The sequence below is a fragment of the Fibrella aquatilis genome (assembly GCF_017353255.1).
Taxonomy (GTDB): Bacteria; Bacteroidota; Bacteroidia; order Cytophagales; family Spirosomataceae; genus Fibrella; species Fibrella aquatilis.
The window spans coordinates 327,815-350,993 of the sequence record NZ_JAFMYU010000002.1 but is presented as its reverse complement, the minus strand read 5'-3'; the positions used below and the strand labels follow the sequence as shown (position 1 = coordinate 350,993).

Annotated in this window: 4 protein-coding genes; all 4 read right to left on the bottom strand. The window is 60.2% G+C overall.

Features of this window, described 5'->3' with window-relative positions; genetic code table 11:
• Window positions 1–117: 117 nt before the first annotated feature.
• Window positions 118–933, bottom strand: a complete 816-nt coding sequence (locus J2I48_RS03730; protein WP_207334049.1) for a T9SS type A sorting domain-containing protein — start codon at window positions 931–933, stop codon at window positions 118–120.
• Between the two features lie 127 nt (window positions 934–1,060).
• Window positions 1,061–7,822: a beta strand repeat-containing protein gene (locus J2I48_RS03725; protein WP_207334048.1), complete on the bottom strand. Its 6,762-nt coding sequence runs from the start codon at window positions 7,820–7,822 to the stop codon at window positions 1,061–1,063.
• Between the two features lie 76 nt (window positions 7,823–7,898).
• Entirely contained in the window at window positions 7,899–16,256 is an 8,358-nt protein-coding gene (locus J2I48_RS03720; RefSeq protein WP_207334047.1) for an Ig-like domain-containing protein, read from the bottom strand.
• A gap of 80 nt (window positions 16,257–16,336) precedes the next feature.
• Complete coding sequence (locus J2I48_RS03715; RefSeq protein ID WP_207334046.1) at window positions 16,337–22,831, bottom strand: DUF8202 domain-containing protein; 6,495 nt, start codon at window positions 22,829–22,831, stop codon at window positions 16,337–16,339.
• Window positions 22,832–23,179: the final 348 nt, after the last annotated feature.

Sequence of the window (23,179 nt, the reverse complement as noted above, 5' to 3'; positions counted from 1 at the left end):
AGTAATTTTTATTTTTCTCTCAACAAACCTGTTCGTTTAGCTATCTCCTTAGTTACTCAAAAAAACACTCGTTTTAGATCCTAAAAAGACTATTATTTCACAGTGAAGTATGGCTTGTCAACGGACAATTAAAAATTTCAGTCCGTTACCAAGTTTGGCACCATCTTTTTCGAGGCTGATCAGGAACGCACCGGCGTTGAGGGTTTCCACACTGAGCTCTTTGGTGTTGGCACCCGCCCGCATGTAGGCCGTGTCGCGACTGAGTACCCGGCCGGTACCGGCGTCGGTGATGGCTAGTTTCACCTCGCCCTCGTAGCCGTTCACGTAGTTGTCCCAGGTTACGGTGATGTGGTCATTGGCGGGATTTGGAAACACTGACCGCAGCCCCACTTTGTCGGTCAGGGTGTTCTCAGCCAGCAGGTTTCCCTCATACGCATTCCGGCGACCATAGCCTAATACGCTCATGTGATTCAGCACGTTGTACCGGTTTTGCTTCGCCAGTACCAATTCATCCATCTTATTATCAATGAGTTGCACTTTCGAAACGGGACTACCCGCGTTCCGAAACGTGAACAGCGGCACCTCCTTGTTGGCTTCGAACGTGAGGCCACGCGCACCCATATTTTTCAGCGCCACCGACAAATAGTCATAGTCGCGGGCCCCGTCGGGGCTTTTCAGCAGGGTGCCATTGTCCCACTCCACACCCGCCTGCTGCGACTGCACGGCGGCGAGGTCGAAGCCTTCGGAAGCCTTCATTTTCACCGTTACCTGCACCGTGCCCGTAATCGAGACGTTGGCAGCAAGCGACTGCTGCGGCACCATGCTCACCAAATACGTATCGTTATTTTGGCGGCTTACTTTAAATTTCACCTGAGCCGAAGCCATCAGGCCAGCGCCCGTCAGCAATAGCAATAATGCGAGTTGTTTTTTCATGACAAGTTTTGATCTCGGATTGGGGCGGTCCGCCGTTGCGGTTGCGGATTTCGGATTGTTGCTTACGCCAGAATACCTTTGCGATAGCGTAAGCAATAAATCCGAAATCCTCAATCCCAAATTCCTTTTATGGTAAATGTTGTTGAATAATAAAATTGGCTAACAGACCAGTATTATTAGGGTGACCCATGACATTAAAGAAGATCACGTCGACTTCATTCTGATCACCCTGTAATACTGTTGTACCGTCCATATTCACATCGGTCATGTCGTAGCCGATATGAATGTAGTTGGCGATGTGGCCTGTGTTCATCGGACTCAGAATCACCGTCGTCGAAATGGGGTCGATGTCGGGGTCGGGTCCCTGGAAAATCACCGCCGCGTCGCCGTTGGTGTTGCCCGCCCAGAGCATTGACCGCCCCGCCGTTATAGACTGTGGCGCCGTGCCCGCACCCGGTTTCAGATAGACCGTGGCCGATATGCTGGCCGGGGTGGTGGCGTAGGTGAAGTCATAGGTCGTAGTGGTTTGCGACAGGGGCACCGCCGCCGCCGACATCACGCCGAGGTGATTACGGTGACGCACGACCACGAAATACGACGCGGGCGCAAGGCTGCTGAACGTCAGCGGCGAGACACCATCTACCGAACTCACCACGTCGCCATCGCGCTGCAACAGGCCGGGCTTAGACCCCAGCACCGTGAGGGGGTTGGCCGCGCTGCGCAGTTCCACCATCACCCAGTCGACAATGGCATTGGTGCCCGTCACTGACAGCACCGCCGACGACACCGTTTCGGTACCGCTGTTGATGAATACGTACGACGACATCGACGGCAATGAACCATAGGGTTGCCCCGCCGGAATAAGCCCTGCCACCCGCAGCTTGTCGTGCATCAGGCCCGTGTTGGGGTCGAAAGCACCCTGTAACAGCACCCGCACCGCCAGCGACAAGTTGCTGCCCGGCAACACCATGCCGACGTAATTCAGCTGGCTGATGTTATTGGCCAGGTTAAGCTCACCCGCTACCGCGCCCACGATGGCTACAAAACTGGGATTCAGCAAGTTAGTCAGTAGCGGCACCACCGGCACCGTCAGGCTGAGCGACCCACCCGCTGACAGGCTACCGCTGTAAGTGGCCGTGACCGTGGTGCCCGTGAGCGTGCATACCCAGCCGTTGCTGGTAAACGAACCGGCGCTGGCCGAGAAGCCCGTAGGCATGGCAAGCGTCAGCGACAGTGGCCCCATAGCATTAGCCACACCGCTCACGTTTTGCACCAGGATGTTCACCAATGACGGCTGACCGGCCACCAGCGTAAACGACTGCGCCGGGAAGCTCACGGCCAAATCGGCCACGGCCACGGTGCCCGTTATGTTCAGCACGGCCAGGTTATTGAACAGGTTGGTCTCGCCCGAAGCACCCGCCACGTTGATGGCAAACGACGGGTTCACTAGCCCCGCCACCCCCGCCAGCGGCCGCACTGGCATAGTCAGCAACGACCCGCCGCCCGCGCTCAGGCCCGATGCGTTGGTGCAGCTTACTACGCTGCCCACCGTGGCGCAGCCCCAGCCGCCCGTGCTGAACGTGCTGGTAGCGGTAGAGAAACCAGCGGGCATGGCAAACTGGAGCGTCAGCGGACCTGCCGCCCCGACACTGCCCACGTTGACCACGCTAAACGATACCGACGAGGTGGTGTTGACCGCCAGCATAAATGATTGCGCCGGAATAGACACGGCGAGGTCGGGGGCCGGACCCGCTACCACCGGCATGTTGATGGCTACCGAACTGGTGTTGTTGCTCACGTTTACCTCACCCGCCACGGCATTGACGCCCAGGCCCAGGGTCATGGTGGCACCCGCTAGAGCCGCGCCCGGCACCAGGGGCACATACACCACCGAACTTTGCCCCTGACTCAGGGTGAGGCTGTTGTTGACCAGCGTAATGAGCGAACCACCCGACACAGCCGACGATGACACCAGCGACCACCCCCCCGACAGCTGCGCCGCGTTGAGGCTTAGGCCCGTGGGCACGGCGACCTGAATAGTGAGCGGACCACCGGCGGCCGCATTGCCGCTGTTCAGGATAGTGACCGGCAACAGTGACGTTTGGCCTACCGTGAAGCTTACCGGCGTACCGCTAATGCTCAGGTCAGGCACGGCCACAGCCGCCACGGGCACGGTGATTTGTACCGAATTGGTGTTGTTGCTCGTCACGAGTTCGCCCGCCACGGGTTGCACTGCCAGCCCGAATGTCATGGTGGTGCCCGCCAGCGACGGCGCAGGCACCAGCGGCACGTTGAGCGTGGCCGTGGCCCCCGCCCCTATCGTGAGGCTGTTGTTAATCAGCGTAATGAGCGAACCACCCGAAATAGCCGACGTCGATGCCAGCGACCACCCAGCGGGTAACACACTGGCGTTGAGGCTCATACCCGTGGGTACGGCCAGTTGTACCGTAATCGGTCCCGTAGCGGAGCCATTACCATTGTTCAGAATCGAGACGGGCAGCAGCGACGTTTGGCCTACCGTGAAACTCACCGGTGCCCCGCTGATGCTGAGGTCGGGAGCCGGGCCAGCCACCACCGCCACCTGGGTCGTCATGGTAGCCGTGGCCGAGGTCGTCTGGCCGTTGACGGGGGCAATGGTGGCCGAGAACACCGGCGTGGTACCTACCGTGCTGCCCGCTGGAATAACCGGCACGTTGATGGTCACCGAACCACCCGCACCCAGGCCAGCCGCGTTAACCGACGTGAACGTGACGATGGTGGTGCCACCGGGACCAGCCGCCGTGGTGTAGGTCCAGCCCGACGGCAGCGACAGGGCCGCCGTGTTCAGCGACACCCCGGCGGGCAGTGTGAAGGGCATAGACAGTGGCCCCGACGCCGGGCCGTTGCCCATGTTTTGCAGCGTCAGCGGAATACTCGAAGGCTGACCTGCCACCAGCGCGGGCGACGGCTGACCAATGGTAATCAGCAGGTTAGGAGCCGTAATGGATGGGCTAACGTAGCTACCCGTGCCGGGGGCGGTTTGACCCGTGGGCTGGGTAACCACCGTGATGGTGGGCGTGGTGCCCGCCGCAGGCTGACTTACCGTGATCGGGAGCGTGAACGAGAGTGTCCCTCCCGACGCCGGAATCGAGGCCGTAGTGTTCACCAACGTGTAGATCGTAGACCCACCCGGTCCCGGCGAGGTGCCGCCAATGACCCAGCCCGGTGGCAACTGCGCGGGGTTCAGGCTCAGGCCCGCGGGTAGGGTAATGCTTGTGCTGATGGGCCCCGTGGCCGGACCGTTGCCGTTGTTGGTCAGCGTGATGGGCAGCAATGACGTTTGGCCTACCGTGAGTGTGGGCGAGGGTACCCCCACCGCCACCGATACGTTGGGCGCGGTCGGGATCTGCACCGGCACCGGGCCAGCCACCACCGTGGTACTCCCCCCCGACGGAGCGGCCGGATTCGTTGGCGTCACCACCGTCACCGACAGGGGTCCGGGCACGTTGGCCGCGGGCGTGATGGGTGCCAGCAGCGTCAGCGTACTGCCAATCCCGAGCGTCACGGACGGGTTGAAAAGCACATAGGAGATACTGCCATTGGCGTTGGTCGTCTGCGACTGCACCACCCAACCCGGAGCCAGCGGCCCCAGCGTAGCGCCGGGGGGCAAGGTTAATTGCGTACTCAACGGACCAGTGTAGGGCGCCGAACCGGTATTGGTAAAGACAAGACTGGCGCTGGAAGGCTGACCGGCCGTGAATGAACTAGGCATCAGCACGTTAACCGCCACATTGGGAGCCAGCGGGTTGGTGTTGGTGCTGGTAGTATTGTTGCCCAGCACCACTTCGCCTGCCACGCCCGCGGCGCTGACGACGATCTGTCCGGCCTGTCCGCCACTAGCCGCACCCGCCGTGAGGGCCAGGCTGATGGTCTGGCTTTGGCCCGCGCTCAGGCTACCCGCCGCGTTGACCAGCACCAGGGTAGTAGTGCCGCCAGGGTTGTTGGTCGACGATTGCAGTACCCAGCCAGTCGGTGCCGTAAACGAGTTCAGTGCGAAATTGGCCGGAAGCGTGATCGACGTGGTGAGCGGTCCCGACGCGATGCCTGTACCTACGTTGGTGAGCACAAAAGGCACCGTGGCGGGTTGCCCGGCCACAAACGTGGGCACGGGCGTCACGAACGCCACACTCAGGTCGGGCGTACCCACCGGGGCCGTAACGGTGTTGCTGTTGTTGGCCAGTACGATTTCGGAAGCCAGCGGGGCCACCGTGGCGCTGAAGGTAGCCGAACCCGTCACCGATGCCGAGGGCACCACGGGCAGTGAGAAGCTGATACTGCCCGCCGGGCCGCTGATGCCCGCGCCGTTGGCATTGGTGAGGCTGTAGACCGTGCTCCCCCCCGCACCCGCCGCCGAGGCGGTCATCACCCAGCCACTGGGCAGAGCCGACGCGTTGAGCGAATAGCCCGCTGGCAGGCTCAGTTGCAGGTTTAAGGGACCCGAAGCCGTTGCCGCACCCACGTTGCCAATGGTCACAGGTAGCAGAAACTGCACGCTGGGCTGAATGGCGCTGAGTGCACCAAACGACAGAGCCAAGTCAACCCCGGTTACCAGTGCCGTAGTGGTAATGGAGGTATTGTTGTTGACCAGGTTGGTTTCGTTAGACGCTGCCGCCGCCGTGGCTACGAAGCTCAGCGACTGCCCGATCACCGCCGCCGAGGGCGTGATGGGAATGGCCAGCGACAGGCTTTGCGATAAGGACAGGCTCGCCGGATTCTGGCAAACTACCAGTTGGCCGGTGGTGGTGCAGACCCAGCCGCCCGCCGCCGTAAACGTGGTCGGGGCGCTGACACCCGCAGGCAACGTCAGCGTAATCGACTGAGGACCAGCTGCTACACCCGACAGCACGTTGGTCAGGGTCAGGTTGAGCGCCGTGGCTTGCCCAGCTACCAGATTGGCAGGCTGCTGAATGGCAATGGCCAAATCGGCGGGTTGCACAAGTACTGTTGAGGTAGTGGAACCGGGCGGGCACAGCGCACAGGGAGCCGACGCGATGGCCGAGGTTTGCCCGCCGCCCGTGAGTGTAGCCGAGTTGGCCAGGCCGCCCGCCAGCGTGGGGTTCACGAGCAGGGTAAATGGGCTGCTGCCACCCGCCGAAATGGGCGTAGCCGACGAACACGACACCGTTTGCCCTACCGCCGCGCACGACCAGCCGTTGCCCCCACCCGACAGGAATTGCAGGCCGGTGGGTAACACATCGACCACGCTCGTCAGGCCCGAAGAGGCCCCGCTGCCGCTGTTATTGACCGTGAAGGTGTAGCTGAAGGGTACGTTTTGGGCAATGGTAGGCGGTGCCTGTTTCACCAGGGCCAGCACCGGGTTGGGGCAGGCAATGGGACAGGTGTAGTTGCAGACGTAGGCGTTTGAGTTACCGTAGCCAAACATGGTCATGGCGTTGCCCACGTTGGCGCTTTCCTGGTTGGGAAAGGTGAGCAGATCGGTGCTGCTCCACAGGCCCACGTCGCCGATGCAGTTACCCGCCCGTTCAAAGCTGAACAGGGGAATTTCGACGTTGCTGCCCACCACAAAGGTGTTGCTGTTGGCGTTGCTGTAGCCGAGCGAAATGTAGGAGTAGGCCGGGTTTTCAACCGGATTAGGCACCGAGGCATTCTGCGCCCAGTTCATGCCCGCCTGTAGGTTTACTTGGTTGGCCAGCACCGTCACCGTACCCGGTACGCGCACCGTCACCTGAGCCGTAGACACCAGGGCGTTTATGCCCGTAAACGCCGTGGCCGACTTCATGTAGACGGTGTAGGTGAAGCTATTGCCGTTCGAAATGGCCTTTAGCCCGTACCGAATTTTCGTACCACAATCACCTGACAAACAAGGACTTCCCGGCGTAACGGTAGTAGCAGCGGGGGCCACAGGCTGGGCAGGTGCTGCGGGTGGGGCCATGTTGTTGGCGGTGTTAGCGTCGGGGCTGGCGCTGCCAGCCGTGCCCGAAAATGTGGGCGTTGTACCCGCCGAAGCCGGCTGCGGGGTAATGGGTATAGCAAAGGCCGAGCTACTGCCCGCTGCCAATGACGTTGAATTTGAACAGCTTACGGTTTGTGCTGCGGTGGTGCACCCCCAGCCGTTTGACGTAAACGACACGGGCGCGTTAATACCCGGCGGCAACAGGCTGGTAAACGTAAGTGGTCCCGCCGCCGAGGCCGTGCCGATGTTGCTCAGGCTCACGGGCAAACTGGCGGGTTGCCCCACCGTCAGCGAAGGCACCGGCCCCACCGTCGAGATCAGGTCGGGCGTGCCCAGACCGCAGTTGGTGGCGCTGCCGTAGGTGCCCGCGTAGGCATTGCCCAGGCCGTTGCCCAGAATAGACAGCTGGTTGCCCGGCGTGGTGCTGGTAGAGCCACCCTGAAACAAGTCGGCCGAGGGGCTGACTGTATTTTCATGCAGTCGTACCAGTCCCGGACAGGTACCGTTGTCGGTAAACGAAAACAACAGAATGTCGGTGTTGGCGGTGATGTTAAAGACCGTGTAAGCCGCATTGCTGAACCCGAACGAAATAAAATCGTGCGTCGGGTCTTCTGCGGGTTGGTCTATGCGGGTGTTGGCGGCCCAGTTCATGTTGGCCACGCTAGCCACCGTAGGCGTACCCGTGCCCATGGGCAGGTTGAGCAGCGTACCCGTGGGCACCACCACCGTCACCTGACCCGTGGTGATCCGAGCACTGGGTGCTCCCGACGACGTGAACGAAGCCGTGGCCGTCATGTAGACCCGGTAGGTGCCCGTATTGTCGCGGGTAAGTTTGTATTTGACTACCTGTGGTGCAGCAGCCGAGGCCGCTTTTACCCCAATCAACACGATCAGCAGGCAGCAAAGCAAGGAGGTGAGTAGATGTCCTGGTTTCATAATGGACTTGCTTTCAGTACGATGAATAATGACCGTCTCCCGCCCACTCGTGGCGGGAGACGGCATCTGCTGCCGATCAGGGCACCTGCTGCTGAATGATGTAGTTCGTGTAGTTGTACGGGTTGTTCGGGTGGGTGAGCACCTCGAAGATGATAAAGTCGGGTTCGTTGCCTGCCCCCTGCAAAATTACCTGCCCGTCCATGTCCACGTCAGTGTTGAGGTAGACGTTGCTGCGCACGTAGTTGGCCAGCCCGGCAGTGTTGCCCGCAAAGCCCAGGATGTCGAACGAGATCGGGTCGATGTCGTTGTCGCCACCCTGAATCACCACGTTGTCGTTGCCCGACGTGTTACCCGCCCACATGACCTGGTAGCCGCCTTCCGTAGCCTGCGCCACCGTCCGACTGCGAGGGTCGGTGATGCTGAAGGTGTAGGTTGGCGTAATGGCCGACGTGAAGTCGATGGTGGGCATGCCTGCCGTAATGGGCAGGGCCGTTTTGGTCATCACGCCCAGGTGGTTCCGGTGGTGAATGGCCACGAAATACGACCCGCCGAGGGTAAGGCTGCTCAACTGCACCGGCGTGACGCCATCGGTACCCACCACATCGCCATCGCGCTGCAACAGGGCCGAGCGGGTAGACAAAATCGTGGCCGGATTAGCCGAACTGCGCACCTCGACCGTTACCCAGTCGACAACCGCATTGGCACCCGTCACCGACATCACCGAACTGTAGTTGGCGATCATCTCGCCACCGCCGCCACCCACGTGGGTGTAGCCCATGGCCGAGTAGGGTTCCATCGATGGAATCAGGGCCAGTCGGCGGAGGTCGTCGCGCATCAGACCAGGCGTGGCCGTCGACGAGTTCACCTTCGACCCCTGCAGGAACACCCGAATCGGAATGGCCACCTGCGTATTGGTCGCAGCCACCACCGTGAAGGTGCTGACCGAGGCGACTGCGTTACCCGCTGAGTTGCTGGCCGTGGCCGTAATGGTCTGTGTACCAACGGCGAAGCTCATGCTCGACACGCTCCAGGCACCCGTATTCGAGGCCGTTACCACCACCGGTCCGCCCGTTGAGCCGCTGCCGCCCGTGAGGGTGACGGAGGCCAATGGCGTGGCTGTTCCCGAAATGACCGGGGTAGCCGTGGTCGTGATGCTTACCGGACTCTGAATCAGCACCGTTGGTGGTACGATAACGCCCGGCACTACCAGCCGTATCTGACTGGGCTGGCTGCTGCCACCGGCATTGTTAGCCACCGCCGTCAGGGTATTACTGCTTGGCCCGGCGGGCAGGTTAACCGTGAATGAGAACCCACCCGATACGTCGGCGAAGGTGATACCCAGCAGCGTGTTGCCGTTGCCTTTGAGCGTAACAATGCTACCCGGTGTGGCCGTACCCGACACCACCTGCGTGACCGTGGCCGTACCCGAAGCCAGCGACGACGTGAGCGCCACCACCGGACTTAGGATCTGAACCGTGGGCGGAGCAGTGGCCGTAAACGTGATCGGTGTGGCTACCGAACCAGCCTGATTCGATGCCGTGACCGTCAGCGTAGTTGGCCCAGCCGTTACACTCACCGGACAGGCGAATGTACCTGATGCTGAAGCCGTTGTGCTACACAACACCACCGGACCGGGACCCGTAATCACCACCGTACTGCCTGGTGTGGCCGTACCCGAAATGATAGGCGTGGTCGTCGTCTGCGGACCGGGGTTCACGACCGTCAGGCTCGGCGGCATAATGGCCGTAAAGCTGCTGACGACAGGCACCGACGTTCCTCCCGGATTACCCGCAAGGGCCGTGACCGAGGCCGGACCGGCGGCAAACGTCAGGCTGCTACAAGCGTAGGTACCTGATGCAGAGACCGTTGTTACGCATGACTGGCTGTTGGGGCCAAGCACGGTAACTGAGGCCAGTGGCGTGGCCGTACCCGAAATCGTGGGGCTGGTAGTGGCCGTACCGTTATTGGCCGGACTCACAATCGCGATGGTCGGAACCGCCACGGTCGTAAACGTCAGGGGCACCGACGTAGTACCGCCCGGACCAGAAGCCGTCACTGTCAACGTGCTTGGACCCGCCGTTAAGCTGATCGGACAAGCGAACGTGCCGGATGCTGAGGCGGTTGTGGCGCAGAGCGTGACTGGACCAGGACCGGTAATGACGACCGTACTGCCTGGCGTGGCCGTGCCCGCAATCGTTGGCGTAGTTGTAGTCTGTGGACCGGGGTTGACGACCGTCAGGCTTGGTGGCGCAATGGCCGTGAAGCTGCTGACGACAGGCACCGACGTTCCTCCCGGACTAGCCGCAAGGGCTGTCACCGAGGCTGGACCCGCCGCAAACGTCAGGCTTGAACAAGCGTAGGTGCCTGAAGCCGAAACTGTTGTGATGCACGACTGACCATTTGGCCCCAGCACCGTGACTGAAGCCAGCGGTGTGGCCGTACCCGATACGGTGGGCGAAAGCGTGGCCGTACCGCCCGTGGCGGGTGAAATAATCGCGAGGGTAGGCTGACCGACCACCGTAATAGTCACCTTATCCTGCGCCGTGCCGTTGATGTTGCTGGCAACGGCGGTGAGGGTGGTGCTACCTGGCAGTAGATTCACCGTGCAGCTGAACACCCCGGCGAAGTTGGCCGTCGTGGTGCAAAGCAGCCCATTGGGGTTACCCGGCGTTGGACCGTAGAGGGCCACACTGGCACCCGGCGTGGCCGTACCACTAACTACCTGCGACACCGCTACCGTGCTACCCGTTACCGGACTCAGAATCTGAATCGTGGGCGGCGGCAGGGCCGTGAACGTCACCGGCACTGAGGTAGTACCGCCTGGCCCTGAGGCTGTTACTGTCAGCGTGGTTGGTCCAGCCGTAACGCTCACCGGACAGGCAAACGTACCGGAGGCTGAGGCCGTGGTGGCGCAGAGCGTGACCGGACCAGGGCCTGTAATCACCACCGTACTACCCGGCGTGGCTGTACCCGAAATGGTCGGGGTGGTAGTCGTTTGCGGACCAGGGTTGACTACCGTTAGGCTCGGCGGCCCAATGGCCGTGAAGCTGTTGACCACCGGTGCCGAGGTACCTCCTGTGTTGCCCGCAATTGCCGTGACGCTCTGTGGACCCGCCGCAAAGGTGAGGCTCGAACAGGCATATGTACCTGATGCAGAGGCTGTTGTGACACAGCTTTGGCTGTTGGGGCCGAGCACTGTCACACTTGCCAGCGGAGTGGTCGTACCCGACACCGTCGGAGACAAGGTAGCCGTGCCGTTATTGGCTGGTGAAACGATGGCTATCGTGGGCGGGCCTACGACCGTGAACGTCACGGGTAGTGAGGTAACTCCACCCGGATTCGAGGCCGAGACCACGAGCGTGTTAGGCCCAGTGGGCAGCGGTGCCAGCGGTCCGCAGACATAGGTGCCTGAGGTTGATACCGTGGTGCTGCACAAGACCGTACTGCCCGGACCCAGAATCGTTATGACTGCGCCCGGTGTGGCCGTACCGGCAATCGTCGGCGTGGTGGTCGTCAAGACGTTCACCGGCGAAGTCACCGTTAAGCCCGGCGGCGCGATGGCCGTGAAGCTGTTGACAGCTGTGTTCGAGAGGCCTCCCGTGTTGCTGGCAATAGCCGTTACTGAGGATGGCCCAGCTGCAAACGTGAGGCTGCTACAAGCATAGGTACCTGATGCTGAAGCCGTTGTAATGCAGCTCTGTCCGCCCGGAGCCAATACCGTGACCGAAGCCAGCGGCGTAGCCGTGCCTGACACCGTCGGAGCCAGGGTGGCCGTGCCGTTGTTGGCCGGACTCACAATGGCCACCGTGGGCGGGGCCACTGTCGTAAACGTGACGGGCACGGAGGTGCTGCCACCTGGGCCAGACGCCGTCACCGTGAGCGTATTTTGCCCGGTCGGTAGCGGGGTGGTCAGCGCACAGGCATACGTACCGGACGCAGAGGCCGTAGTGCTACACAAGGTGACTGGTCCCGGACCGGTGATCACGATGGCGCTGCCCGGTGTGGCCGTACCCGCAATCGTCGGCGTAGTGGTCGTTGACGTGCTGTTGGGCGAATTTACCGTCAGGCTTGGCGGACCAACAGCCGTGAAGTTGCTCACCACCGGCGAAGACACACCCCCTGGGTTGGCCGCAATAGCCGTTACCGAGGCCGGACCCGCTGCAAACGTGAGGCTGCTACAAGCATAGGTGCCTGACGCCGAAGCTGTTGTGACGCATGACTGACCAGTTGGCCCAAGCACCGTAACCGAAGCCAGCGGCGTGGCTGTACCCGATACCGTGGGCGACAGCGTAGCCGTGCCGTTGGTAGCCGGTGAAACGATGGCCACCGTGGGCGGGTCGAGGGCTGTAATCGTGAGCGGCGACGAGGCGCAACCCGCTACATTACAGGCCGTTATCGTTAATGTAGTCGGACCAGCCGTAACGCTCACCGGGCAGGCAAACGTACCAGATGCTGAGGCCGTCGTGGCGCAGAGCGTTACTGGTCCGGGACCCGTAATGACGACAGTACTACCCGGCGTGGCGGTGCCCGAAATAACCGGAGCCGTGTTCGTTTGCGGACCCGTGGGCGCTACGACCAGCGTGGGCGAAGCTACCGCCGTCAGCGTGACGCGGTCAGGAGCACTCGTGCCGTTTACGTTACTGGCAATGGCCGTAATCGTGTTGCTCCCCGGCGACAGACTGGCTGGGCACGAGAAGCTGCCGCTTACCGTGGCTATCGACGAACAGATGAAGACGTTGCCGTTTCCGTAGAGGTTAACCAATGCACCCGGCGTGGCCGTACCCGAAATCGTGGTGGCCACGGCAACCGTGCTACCCGTTACCGGGCTAAGGATCCGAACCGTGGGTGGAGCCAGCGCCGTAAATGTCACCGGCACTGCTATAGAACCACCTGGTCCTGAAGCCGTTACCGTCAAGGTGTTAGGCCCGGCAGTAACCGAAACAGGGCAAGCAAATGTGCCTGATAATGAGGCCGTTGTGGCGCAAAGCGTGACTGGTCCAGGACCCGTAATCACCACTGTACTACCTGGTGTAGCCGTACCCGAAATCGTCGGTGTGGTGGTTGTAAATGGCCCTGGATTCACCACCGTCAGGCTGGTTGGCGCAATGGCCGTGAAGCTGCTGATGGCTGGCACCGACGTACCGCCCGTGTTGCTGGCAATAGCCGTTACTGAAGATGGCCCAGCTGCAAACGTGAGGCTGCTACAAGCATAGGTACCTGATGCTGAAGCCGTTGTAATGCAGCTCTGCCCGCCCGGAGCCAATACCGTGACCGAAGCCAGCGGCGTAGCCGTGCCTGACACCGTCGGAGCCAGGGTGGCCGTGCCGTTATTGGCCGGACTCACAATGGCTACCGTGGGTGGGGCTACGGCTGTGAAGGTGATGGGCGTCGCTACTGAACCGCCTGGATTTGAAGCGGTTACCGTCAGCGTATTCGTGCCCGCTGTCACCGAAACCGGGCAGGCATACGTACCCGAAGCCGAGGCCGTAGTGGCACATAGCGTCACCGGTCCGGGACCCGTAATCACGATAGCGCTCCCTGGCGTGGCCGTGCCCGCAATGGTGGGCGTAGTGGTCGTCGAGACGTTGACTGGCGAGGTGACGGTCAGGCTGGGCGGCCCGACGGCGGTAACGGTCACGGTAGACGGAGCCGACACACCACCCCCATTTTGAGCGATGGCTGTGATGGTCGTTTGGTTTGGCGTACCACCCGGACCAAGCGGGAATACCAAGCTGTTGGCTGGTACTGACCACACACCCGATGAGTTAGCGATCACGATCACCGGCGTGTTGCCAGGAGACGACACCGTCACCGATGCCCCCGGCGTGGCTGTACCCGAAATAGCGGCGGTTGTCCCCACCGTAGTACCCGTTACCGGACTCAGGATCGCCACCGTTGGCGGTGCCACGGCTGTTACACTGACCGTAGCTGTATTGCTGACACCCCCCACGTTAGATGCGACTGCCGACAAGGTTTGTAGGCCTGCTGGCACCGTGACCGAGCATGACCAGGTGCCTGATGCCGTGGCGGTGGTCGAGCAAAGCTGCCCCGACGGACCACTCACCGTGACCGATGCGCCTGGCGTGGCCGTGCCCGATACCGTAGGAGAGAGTGGTATTTGCGTATTCGCCAGCGGGCTGTTGATGGCTACCGTAGGCGGAGCCACCGTCGTGAAGGTGACGGGCACCGACGTGGTTCCTGCCGGCGTGGTGGCCGTGACCGTGAGCGTATTTTGACCCGTCGGTAGCGGCGCAGTCAGCGCACAGGCATAGGTGCCTGATGCTGAGGCGGTGGTGCTACACAGCGTAACCGGACCAGGACCCATGATGGTGATGATTGCTCCTGGCGTGGCTGTGCCCGCAATGGTGGGGGTCGTTGTGGTTGACACGTTCACCGGCGAGGTCACCGTTAAGCTCGGCGGCGCAATAGCCGTGAAGCTGTTCACCACCGGCGACGACGTGCCTCCCGTGTTGGCCGCGATAGCCGTCACCGAGGCAGGGCCTGCCGCAAATGTCAGGCTCGAACAGGCATACGTACCCGAAGCCGATGCCGTAGTGACGCATGACTGGCTGTTTGGACCCAGCACCGTAACCGAAGCCAATGGTGTAGCTGTACCCGATACCGTGGGCGACAGCGTAGCCGTGCCGTTGTTGGCCGGGCTAACTATTGCTACCGTGGGCTGGGCTACCGTCGTAAAGGTGACCGGCACGGAGGTGCTGCCACCTGGGCCAGACGCCGTGACCGTGAGCGTGTTTTGGCCCGTTGGCAATGGCGCCGTCAAAGCACAGGCATACGTGCCGGATGCCGAAGCCGTAGTGCTACATAAGGTGATTGGTCCCGGACCGGTGATCACGATAGCGCTGCCTGGTGTGGCCGTACCGGCAATCGTCGGTGTAGTGGTCGTCGAAATGTTTACCGGCGAGGTGACGGTCAGGCTGGGCGGACCAACGGCCGTGAAGCTGTTGATAGCCGGGCTTGACGTGCCGCCTACGTTGCCCGCAAGGGCTGTGACCGAAGCCGGACCTGCTGCGAAGGTGAGGCTTGAACAGGCATAGGTGCCTGATGCCGAAGCTGTTGTCACGCAGCTTTGACCACCCGGAGCCAGCACCGTAACCGAGGCTAGCGGTGTGGCCGTACCCAAAATAGTTGGCGACGTCGTGGCCGTGCCACCATTGGCGGGACTCGCAATCGCCACCGTGGGTGGGGCTACCGCTGTCACGTTGGTCGACGTGCTAGCCGTGCCGCCGCTGTTGCTGGCCGTGGCTGTGATGGTGTTGCTGCCCGGCGTCAGGCTGACCAGGCAGGAATAGCTTCCGCCCGCCGTAGCCGTGGTGGTGCAAAGTATGGCGTTGGTGGCATCAGATAGCACCACCGTGGCACCCGGCGTGGCCGTACCCGACACGGGTACGTTGGTCGTGGCTACGAGCGAACCCGGAGCCGGACTGTTAATAGCAATGGTGGGCGACACGGGCGGAGCCACGGTGAAGCCGCTCACCGCCGAGGTCGACCCATCGGTAGCCGTAACCGACTGTGGACCAGCGGTAAACGTCAGGCTGGGGCAACTCCAGTTACCGCTACTGTTGGCCGTAGTGATGCATGGACCACCCGTTGAACCGGGGCCACCCGTCACCGTTATGCTCGCGTTGGGCGAGGCCGTTCCCGAAATAACGGGGTTGGTGGTAGCCACTACGCCGCCGTTGGGCGGACCGGTAATGGCCACCGGGCTGTTACAAACCCGAATATGAATGGTGTTGGAAACACTGAGGCAGTTAACGTTCTGGGTAGTCACGCTATAGAGCGTATTACCCGCTGTGAGGGCCGTCAGCGAACCCGTATAGTGTACCGATGTAACGGCAAAATCGCCCGCCGGTACGTTGCTGAACGTGGGCGTGCTACCGGTTTGCGTAATGAGGTTGGTAGCCTCGTCTACCAGCACATAGGTGGTAGCCACGCCGCCCGGCACACTGTTAGCCGTAAACGTGAGGCTTGTCGGGGCCACCGCATAATCGCAGGAACCGGCTGGTGCACAGACTTTTAATGCCAGCGTAGGGCCGTAGGTCAGGCATTGCTCCGACGAAAACACGTCGGAAATTAACTTACCGGCCTGGGCATTGCTGAGGGTGCCTTTGTAGTGCGCCGCCACGGCATAGTACAGCCCCCGCGACACGCCCGTAAAAATCGGGTTTGTGGCGTTGGTCTGGACAATCAGCCCGGAGGTCATGTTCACCAGCACATAGACTGTTGAATAGCCAACGGGCACGTTTTGGGCCGTCAGCGTTATGTTGGCCGGTTCGGTTGTGTAGTCACAAGCGGTCGGCACGGCAGGCAGTGTGGGAGTCTGCGCCCAGGCTGTCGTGAAACACAACAGACTCAGCAGCAGCATCGCCCAGTAACTACGGCCTGCTCGGATCGGGTCTTTGATGGTATGCATCATGTTGATTCGATTGAATTCGACCCCACTCCGGCTGCTGGCTGGTGGGCGCAGCAACCGGAGTGGCGAGGAACAAGCTGTCGTTATTTAATAAGCGTAGCTGCTGTGGCGGGAGCACAGGCCGGTCCGAGGTTCAGTACCGACGTGCTAACCGTCTTGGGTAGGACCAGACTCAGATCAGGCGAACACACACCCGCACCCGTCACCGTGATGGTGGTTGGCCCGAAGGCCGCCCCATTGTAGGAGATCGGTATGTAGAATGTCTGTGTCCCGGTGCTGGTGGTAGTGATCGCGTAGGGCGATGGGTTAACCAAAATACCTGACCCTGAAATAGTTACCGGCAAAGACCCCGTTGTACTCACGGCGATGGTCAGTTTCAGCACCCCGTTTCCTGGTGTTCCCGCCACGATGCCCGTGATCTGCGCCGTCGAGCAGTCGAGCGTACCGGCACCCTGCTGAGGCGATACCGCCAGGGTGTATGTCTTCGTGATGCATTGCGGCGTGGGGCTGCTGTCGCACACTTTGATGCAGTAGTAGTACAGACCCGGCGTGCTTGGCGGCACTACGGTGTAAGACCCTCCACTGGCAACCGTCATGTTGCCTGGGGGCAGCATGGTGGCACCCGCCACAGCCGTACACGAGCCGTTGCCGGTATCATTGCTGTAGGTATACGGAGCTGTACCACCCTGCGGTGTCAGTTCAGAAGCGGCATTACCCGTCTTGGGCGAACCAGCCGTAGCCGTCTGTAACGGTGGGCTGCTAACGGTCAGCGGCAGGGTGGCGTTGGTGGCCGTAAAGCTCGCCGTGGCCGGAGTACTGTTACCAGCGGCGTTGCTGGCAACTGCCGTAACCGTCTGAACACCAGATGGTACGGTTACCGAACATGACCAGCTGCCACTGGCGTTGGCCGTGGTGCTGCAAAGCTGCCCCGACGTGCCCGACACCGTTACCGATGCCCCCGGCGTGGCCGTACCCGAAATCGTTGGCGTAGTGCTGGCCGAGATATTAACCGGGCTGGTGATAGCAACCGTCGGTGCAGCCACGATAGTGGTGCTGGCCGGACTTGACTTAGCCAGCTGCGACGATTGATAACCGGAGTTAATGTCGGGCGAAATTTGCGCCACGTTACCCAGTACCGAGCCTACCGTGCTGCTGCTTACGTTGGCCACAATGGTCAGCGTCGAGTTGCCCGGCGGTACGCTCAGGCCACGTATGGTCAACGTAGATTGACCCGCATAAGCGTTGACCGTGGCGCTACCTGCACCCGTCAGCGTACCACCCACAAAGGTGGCCGAAGTGGGCAGGTTGTCCTGGAATGTGGTCAGCACAGCCGAACCGTTGGGGTTGTTAATCGTGAAGGTGTAGGTCACGGTGCCGTTTTGCGGAGCCGTGGCCACACTAGCCGTTTTCGTAATTGTCAGGTTCGCTTTGGGGTCGTTGGCAATCACCGTCAACGGCGTGGGCTGGGCTGTAGTACCCGACACCGTTGGATCGTCGGTGCCATAGTTAGTACCCGTACCACCCACCACATTATACGTACCCTGGTTGCTGAGTACACCCGCACTAGCCGCCGATACGCTGGCGTAGAAGTAGCTCGTGCCGGCTGGCACCGTCATGGTGCTGGTCAGCGTGCTGCCATTGCCATAGGCGTTGACCGAACCCACCGTGATCGTTTCCGAGGTCACGAATGAGCTGTCTTTCCAGATCAAACCGCTGGGCAGGTTGTCGGAGAAATTGATCGTTTTAGCGCCGCAGTTGGTGTTTTGCACCGTGAATTTGTACGTAGCCGGGTCGCCCACCTTCACCGGGTTTGGCGACACCTCTTTGTAGATGTAGACGTTGTCGGCTAGAGCTTCTTTTGGCGTGGGGGCTTTGCAGGTCACGCTCACAGGCCCGATACGGATGTCGTTGTAGACGTTAAATGCGTAGGTGTTGCCTTTGCGGTATTCCACAAAAACCTCTTCTACCGGCTCGCTGAAGGTGACGTAGAGGTATGCCCACGCGCCCAGGTCCCAGGGAATGTTGGAACCGATAGCCTGCTGTGGATTACCCTGGTAGTTCAGTTGCAGGGGATCGAAGGATAGCGGTTTGTAGCGGCTAAGCTGTGGCGTAATGGTGTTGCTGCCCTGCTTACCGTAGATCTTCACGATATCGCGGCCACCAATCCAGCCGTCTACGTCATAGACGAGGAAATCGGTGGTTTGCGCCGCCACGACCGAGGTCGACGTACCCTGCCGGAACTGCATCCGGGTCGTGATCAGGTTGTTTTCGTTACTGCTGTTGTCATACCGGGGAATAAACAGACCGTAGCCGTCAAACACAGGCCACCAGTCTACCGTGGGGCGGTAGAGCAAGGCGTTGCTGCCGTCAGTCACAGTCACGCTCATGGTCATGTCGGCAGTGGCCGAGAGTGACTGGGGGATGTAGTTGGGCAACAACGTTTTCTGCTTGTCGCCATACCACCAGGTGTTCCAGTGAAAGGTCTGCTTCTTCGGTGCTACGCAGATATTGGCCAACGACGTGGTGTTTCCCGCAAAACGAATGTAGCGGGTGCTGTTTGCCGGAAAATCATACGTACCCGTGGCCGTTCCGCTGCTGAGGCTAAATGGAACGCTCGTTATGATATTGGTAAACGCCGCGTCGGTCGCCACCTGCATGTAGGCTGGGTACGCGGCATTGAAGCCGAAACCGCTGGCATCGAAGCTGAGCCTGGCCGAGGGGGCATCGCCCGTTTCGGTCACTTTGTAGGCGAGGTTCGTAATCTTGTCGGCAGCGGGCGGCGGGGCGCAGGGGCCACCGGCGGCAATGCTCGTGCTGCCCGTGGCGGCGTTATCGCCAAAAACGATAAAGGCGGCATTGCTGGTAAACGAACCGGGGTGGCTGGCGTTGGTGCTCACGATGGTGTTCGACACACCGATGGTCAGCCGCGCCGCCGCGTTAATTGACTTCGACTGTTTCTGGTTCAGTTGCTGGCAATCTTCGCGCCCAATACCCGTCACGTTGGCCGAGAAACTGCTCACGTTGTAGATCGTGGTGTTCGCGCCCGACAAGTAGTTGAAAGGCAATGTCATGCCGTATTTCAGGCCCAGGTAACTCTCAACCCGCTGATTTTCATTGGTCGACAGCGGGTGATCGAACGTCATCACTTCCAAATAATCACCCGTAATGCCACCGTAATCGGTGTCGCGGCCAATAGAGAACAGCTCTTTGGTGGCTGCCAGGTTCACGTTATACATTAACGTGGAAGGGCCATCCACGCCATTCACCCGCACCGGCGGATTGGGGCTGAGGAAGATACCGCTCCCGTTTTGCCAGCCCGCGCTGAAAATAAACGGATCACCTAGTGTAACGGGCGTGAGCGTACCGTAGGCAAACGACGATGCCGTGGTGTAGAAGAACGGAAGCCCGCCGCTGGTGAAGCCAAATGAGGGGTCGTTCGATTCGTTAGCGGTGGTACCCCAGCCGCCCAGGTTACCGTTGCCGTAGGTGGTGGGTTTCACCATCGTCAGCAGCGTACCCTTCGAGCGGTCCTGAAACTTCGTCCCGTTCGATTGCAGCCACTGCTGACTCAGGCCCGTGTTGGTAAAGGTAACGCCAGGGTTGAAGTTGGTGAGCGACGTACCCGAATAAGTGGGGCGGTTAGCGGCCGCAGGGGCGGTCATCTGCACCCCGCTGCTGCCCGAATCGACCCAGCCCGTTACAGCTGAACCACTGGTCAGAAGACCCGACTGTGGCTTGAGCCACAACACCGTCCCCGCTACGCAACCCGGCGCATACACCGGCTGCGCAAAGGTGAAATACTGCACGCCAGTGTTAAAATCGACCTGAGCCGTGAGGTTACCGTTGTTATCGGAAACCATCGGAATCTCAGTAGCCCCGGAGCCAAACGATGCACTGCTTTTTACCAACAGATAAACGCCCGTGCTGCTGCCAGGAATACTAATGGTGACCGGACCAACCGTGCCCGTTTCTTGTACTTTCCAGATACGCGACATCGAGAAGACCGTCGCGGCAGAGGTAAAGCTGCTGGGTGTGTAGGCGGTACTGTAGCTGTTCGACAGGTTGTTGTCGCCAATGACCTCAAATACTTTGTCGGCGGCAAAATTGTTACCGTTAGCCGCATTGGAAGCTACTGCGCTGGTATTATGGCTCAAAGTAATGAACGCATTAGTGTTCACCGACTTCGACTGTTTCTGGTTCAGTTGCTGGCAGTCTTCTCGCCCAATGCCCGTTATGTTAGCTGAGAAGCTGCTTACGTCGTAGATGGTCGTACCCGCCCCGGAGAGGTAGTTGAAGGGCAACGTCATACCGTATTTCAGGGCCAGATAACTTTCAACTCGCTGATTTTCAAGGGTAGACAGTGGGTGATCGAATGTCATCACCTCCAGGTAATCGCCTGTGATGCCGCCGTAATCCGTGTCGCGGCCAATCGAGAACATCTCTTTGGTGGTCGCCAGGTTTACGTTGTACATCAACGTAGAAGGGCCATCTACGCCATTGACCCGCACCGGCGGATTGGGGCTGAGGAAGATACCGCTCCCGTTCTGCCAGCCCGCGCTGAAAATAAATGGGTCGCCCAGCGGGGTAGGTGTCAGGGTACCGTAGGCAAACGACGATGATGTAGTGTAGAAGAAGGGAAGCCCACCGCCGGTATAGCCAAATGAAGGGTCGTTGGACTCATTGAGGGAGCTGCCCCAGCCCGCCAGGTTGCCGTTGGCATAGGCGGTGGGTTTCACCATCGTCAGCAGCGTACCCTGCGACCGGTCCTGGAACTTAGTCCCATCCGATTGCAGCCACTGCTGACTCAGGCCCGTGTTGGTAAAGGTAACGCCAGGGTTGAAGTTGGTGAGCGACGTGCCCGAATAGGTAGGCTGGTTGGCGGAACTGGGGGCGGTCATCTGCACCCCGCTGCTGCCCGAATCGACCCAGCTTGTTACGGCCGAGCCGCTCGTTACCAGACCAGATTGCGGCTTGAGCCACAACACCGTGCCCGTTACGCAACCGGGACCCACCATGATCTTGGCAAAGGTGAAAAACTGCCCGTCGGCCAAATCAACTAGGGCCACCAGGTTGCCGTTGCCGTCTGGGGTCATCAGGATCTCGGTGGTGCCGCTGCCCGACGTGAAGGTAGCGTCGTTACGAACCAACAGGTAGGTACTACCGACTGTGCCACCCGGAATACTCACGGCTAGTTGACCAACCGTGCCCGTTTCATCTACTTTCCAGACCCGACTCATGGAATAGACGGGTGCGGGAGCGGTGAAACTAGAGGCGTAGGTGGTCGTATAAGACGACGGCTGACCGTTGTCGCCGATGGCTTCAAAGCTCAGATCGGCAAACGACCCCGTGTTGGTGGCGTTGGAAGCGGCGATGCTGCCGCTGATGCTCATCGTAACTAACCCCGAGGCATTGATTGACTTCGACTGCCGCTGAATCAGCCCCGAACCGTTGTCGCGGCCAATGACAGTGATATCGCGGTCGTATCCACTGTTGGCCAAGCCGTTCCAGAGCACCGTGGTGCCATTGCTGGCGATATAATCCAGGTTGTTACCGTTGCGGCCTACGTAGCCGTTGGTGCCGCCCTGCCCCAGCGTGATGCCGTATTTGATGGCCAGGTAGGTGTTTATCTGCTGCGCCTCCAGGTCCGTGACGGTCTTATCGAGCACAATCACTTCGCTGATCTTACCAATCCAGGGTTCTACGTTACCGCCTAGATCACCACCTAACGACAGATTTTTGAAAAAGTAGGGCTGCACCAATGACGCCTGTAGGGCAGATTCGTTGAGGTAGCTCCAGCCGGGTGTATCCTTGAAGCCGTCGGTCCAGGTGCTTAAGCTCGTGGCATATGATGCCTGACTGTTGGCCGATGAAAAACCGATCACTTGCGACTGGCTATGCTGTGTGCGGCTATCGCTGGTAAAGTTGGTACCGTTATAGTAACCGTTGGCACCACCCGCCGGCGAGTATTTGGTGCCTTTGCCAAACGTGCCATGGTCACCCACTGCGCCGCTGCCACCGCCGTTGCCACCCACGCCATAGGGGTTCCAGCCGTTGCTGGCGGCCCCCACCGTGCCTGAGTTCTTATTGAATTCGAAGTAATCGTAAAACGATCCCGTCGACATCACCGTGCGGTAACCGGCATCGGCGGCTTCGTCCTGCACCACAAACAGAAACGTGTAGGGTGAGTTGGTGGGAATGAACGATGTGTTGTTAAACAGGAAATTCCCGCCGTCGAAATAGACAGAGGGGTTGAAGTTGATCAGTCGTGAGCCGCTGGTGGGGTTGGACGGTCGACTACCCGCCGTAGCCTGTGTAAGGTTATAGGACGAGAGCGTACCCTGGTTTGCCCAGCTACTTATACCGCCGCCGATGGTGGTTACCCCGGCGTCGGCTTTGAGCCATATTTTCAGGTTGGTGGTACCCACGCCGCCGGGGCTTTGCGCCTGCGCGGACATCGTCATCAGCAGACCCGCCAGCAACAAAAACGCCGAAACGAGGCTTTTCTGGAATAGCATCACCACGGGCCAAAGTAGCCGGGTGTATGTCTGTTCGTACATCGGGAGTAATTGTCGGTTCATAGCGGTAACAGCAAGTGAATGGATGTAAGGGAATGCAAGCGAAAAAACAGCGTATAGAAAACAGCCATGCCCCAGCCCAAATGGGTGGAAACACCAACCGGTTGTACCGGTCTTAAACAGATAGACTTGTTGAATAAGAAATTCGTGACCTTACCGTTAGTAAGCTGTCAGAACTCCAGAACAGTAATACCGGGCCACACGCCACTGGCGTTTTGGCCGTACCCTGCACACCGTTAGACGTGAGGCCGTTGTTCAACAGCTCACCTCCCGGAGAGAAGAAGAAAAGAAAACGCTCTAGCACAGAGAGCAGAAGATACCGGTCAGTACCCTCTGGGCATTGGCTGAATT

Bases quoted from the DNA above. Each gene is read 5' to 3' on its own strand.
- J2I48_RS03715 (WP_207334046.1), bottom strand. From the start codon at position 22,831: ATGAACCGACAATTACTCCCGATGTACGAACAGACATACACCCGGCTA.
- J2I48_RS03725 (WP_207334048.1), bottom strand. From the start codon at position 7,822: ATGAAACCAGGACATCTACTCACCTCCTTGCTTTGCTGCCTGCTGATC.
- J2I48_RS03720 (WP_207334047.1), bottom strand. From the start codon at position 16,256: ATGATGCATACCATCAAAGACCCGATCCGAGCAGGCCGTAGTTACTGG.
- J2I48_RS03730 (WP_207334049.1), bottom strand. From the start codon at position 933: ATGAAAAAACAACTCGCATTATTGCTATTGCTGACGGGCGCTGGCCTG.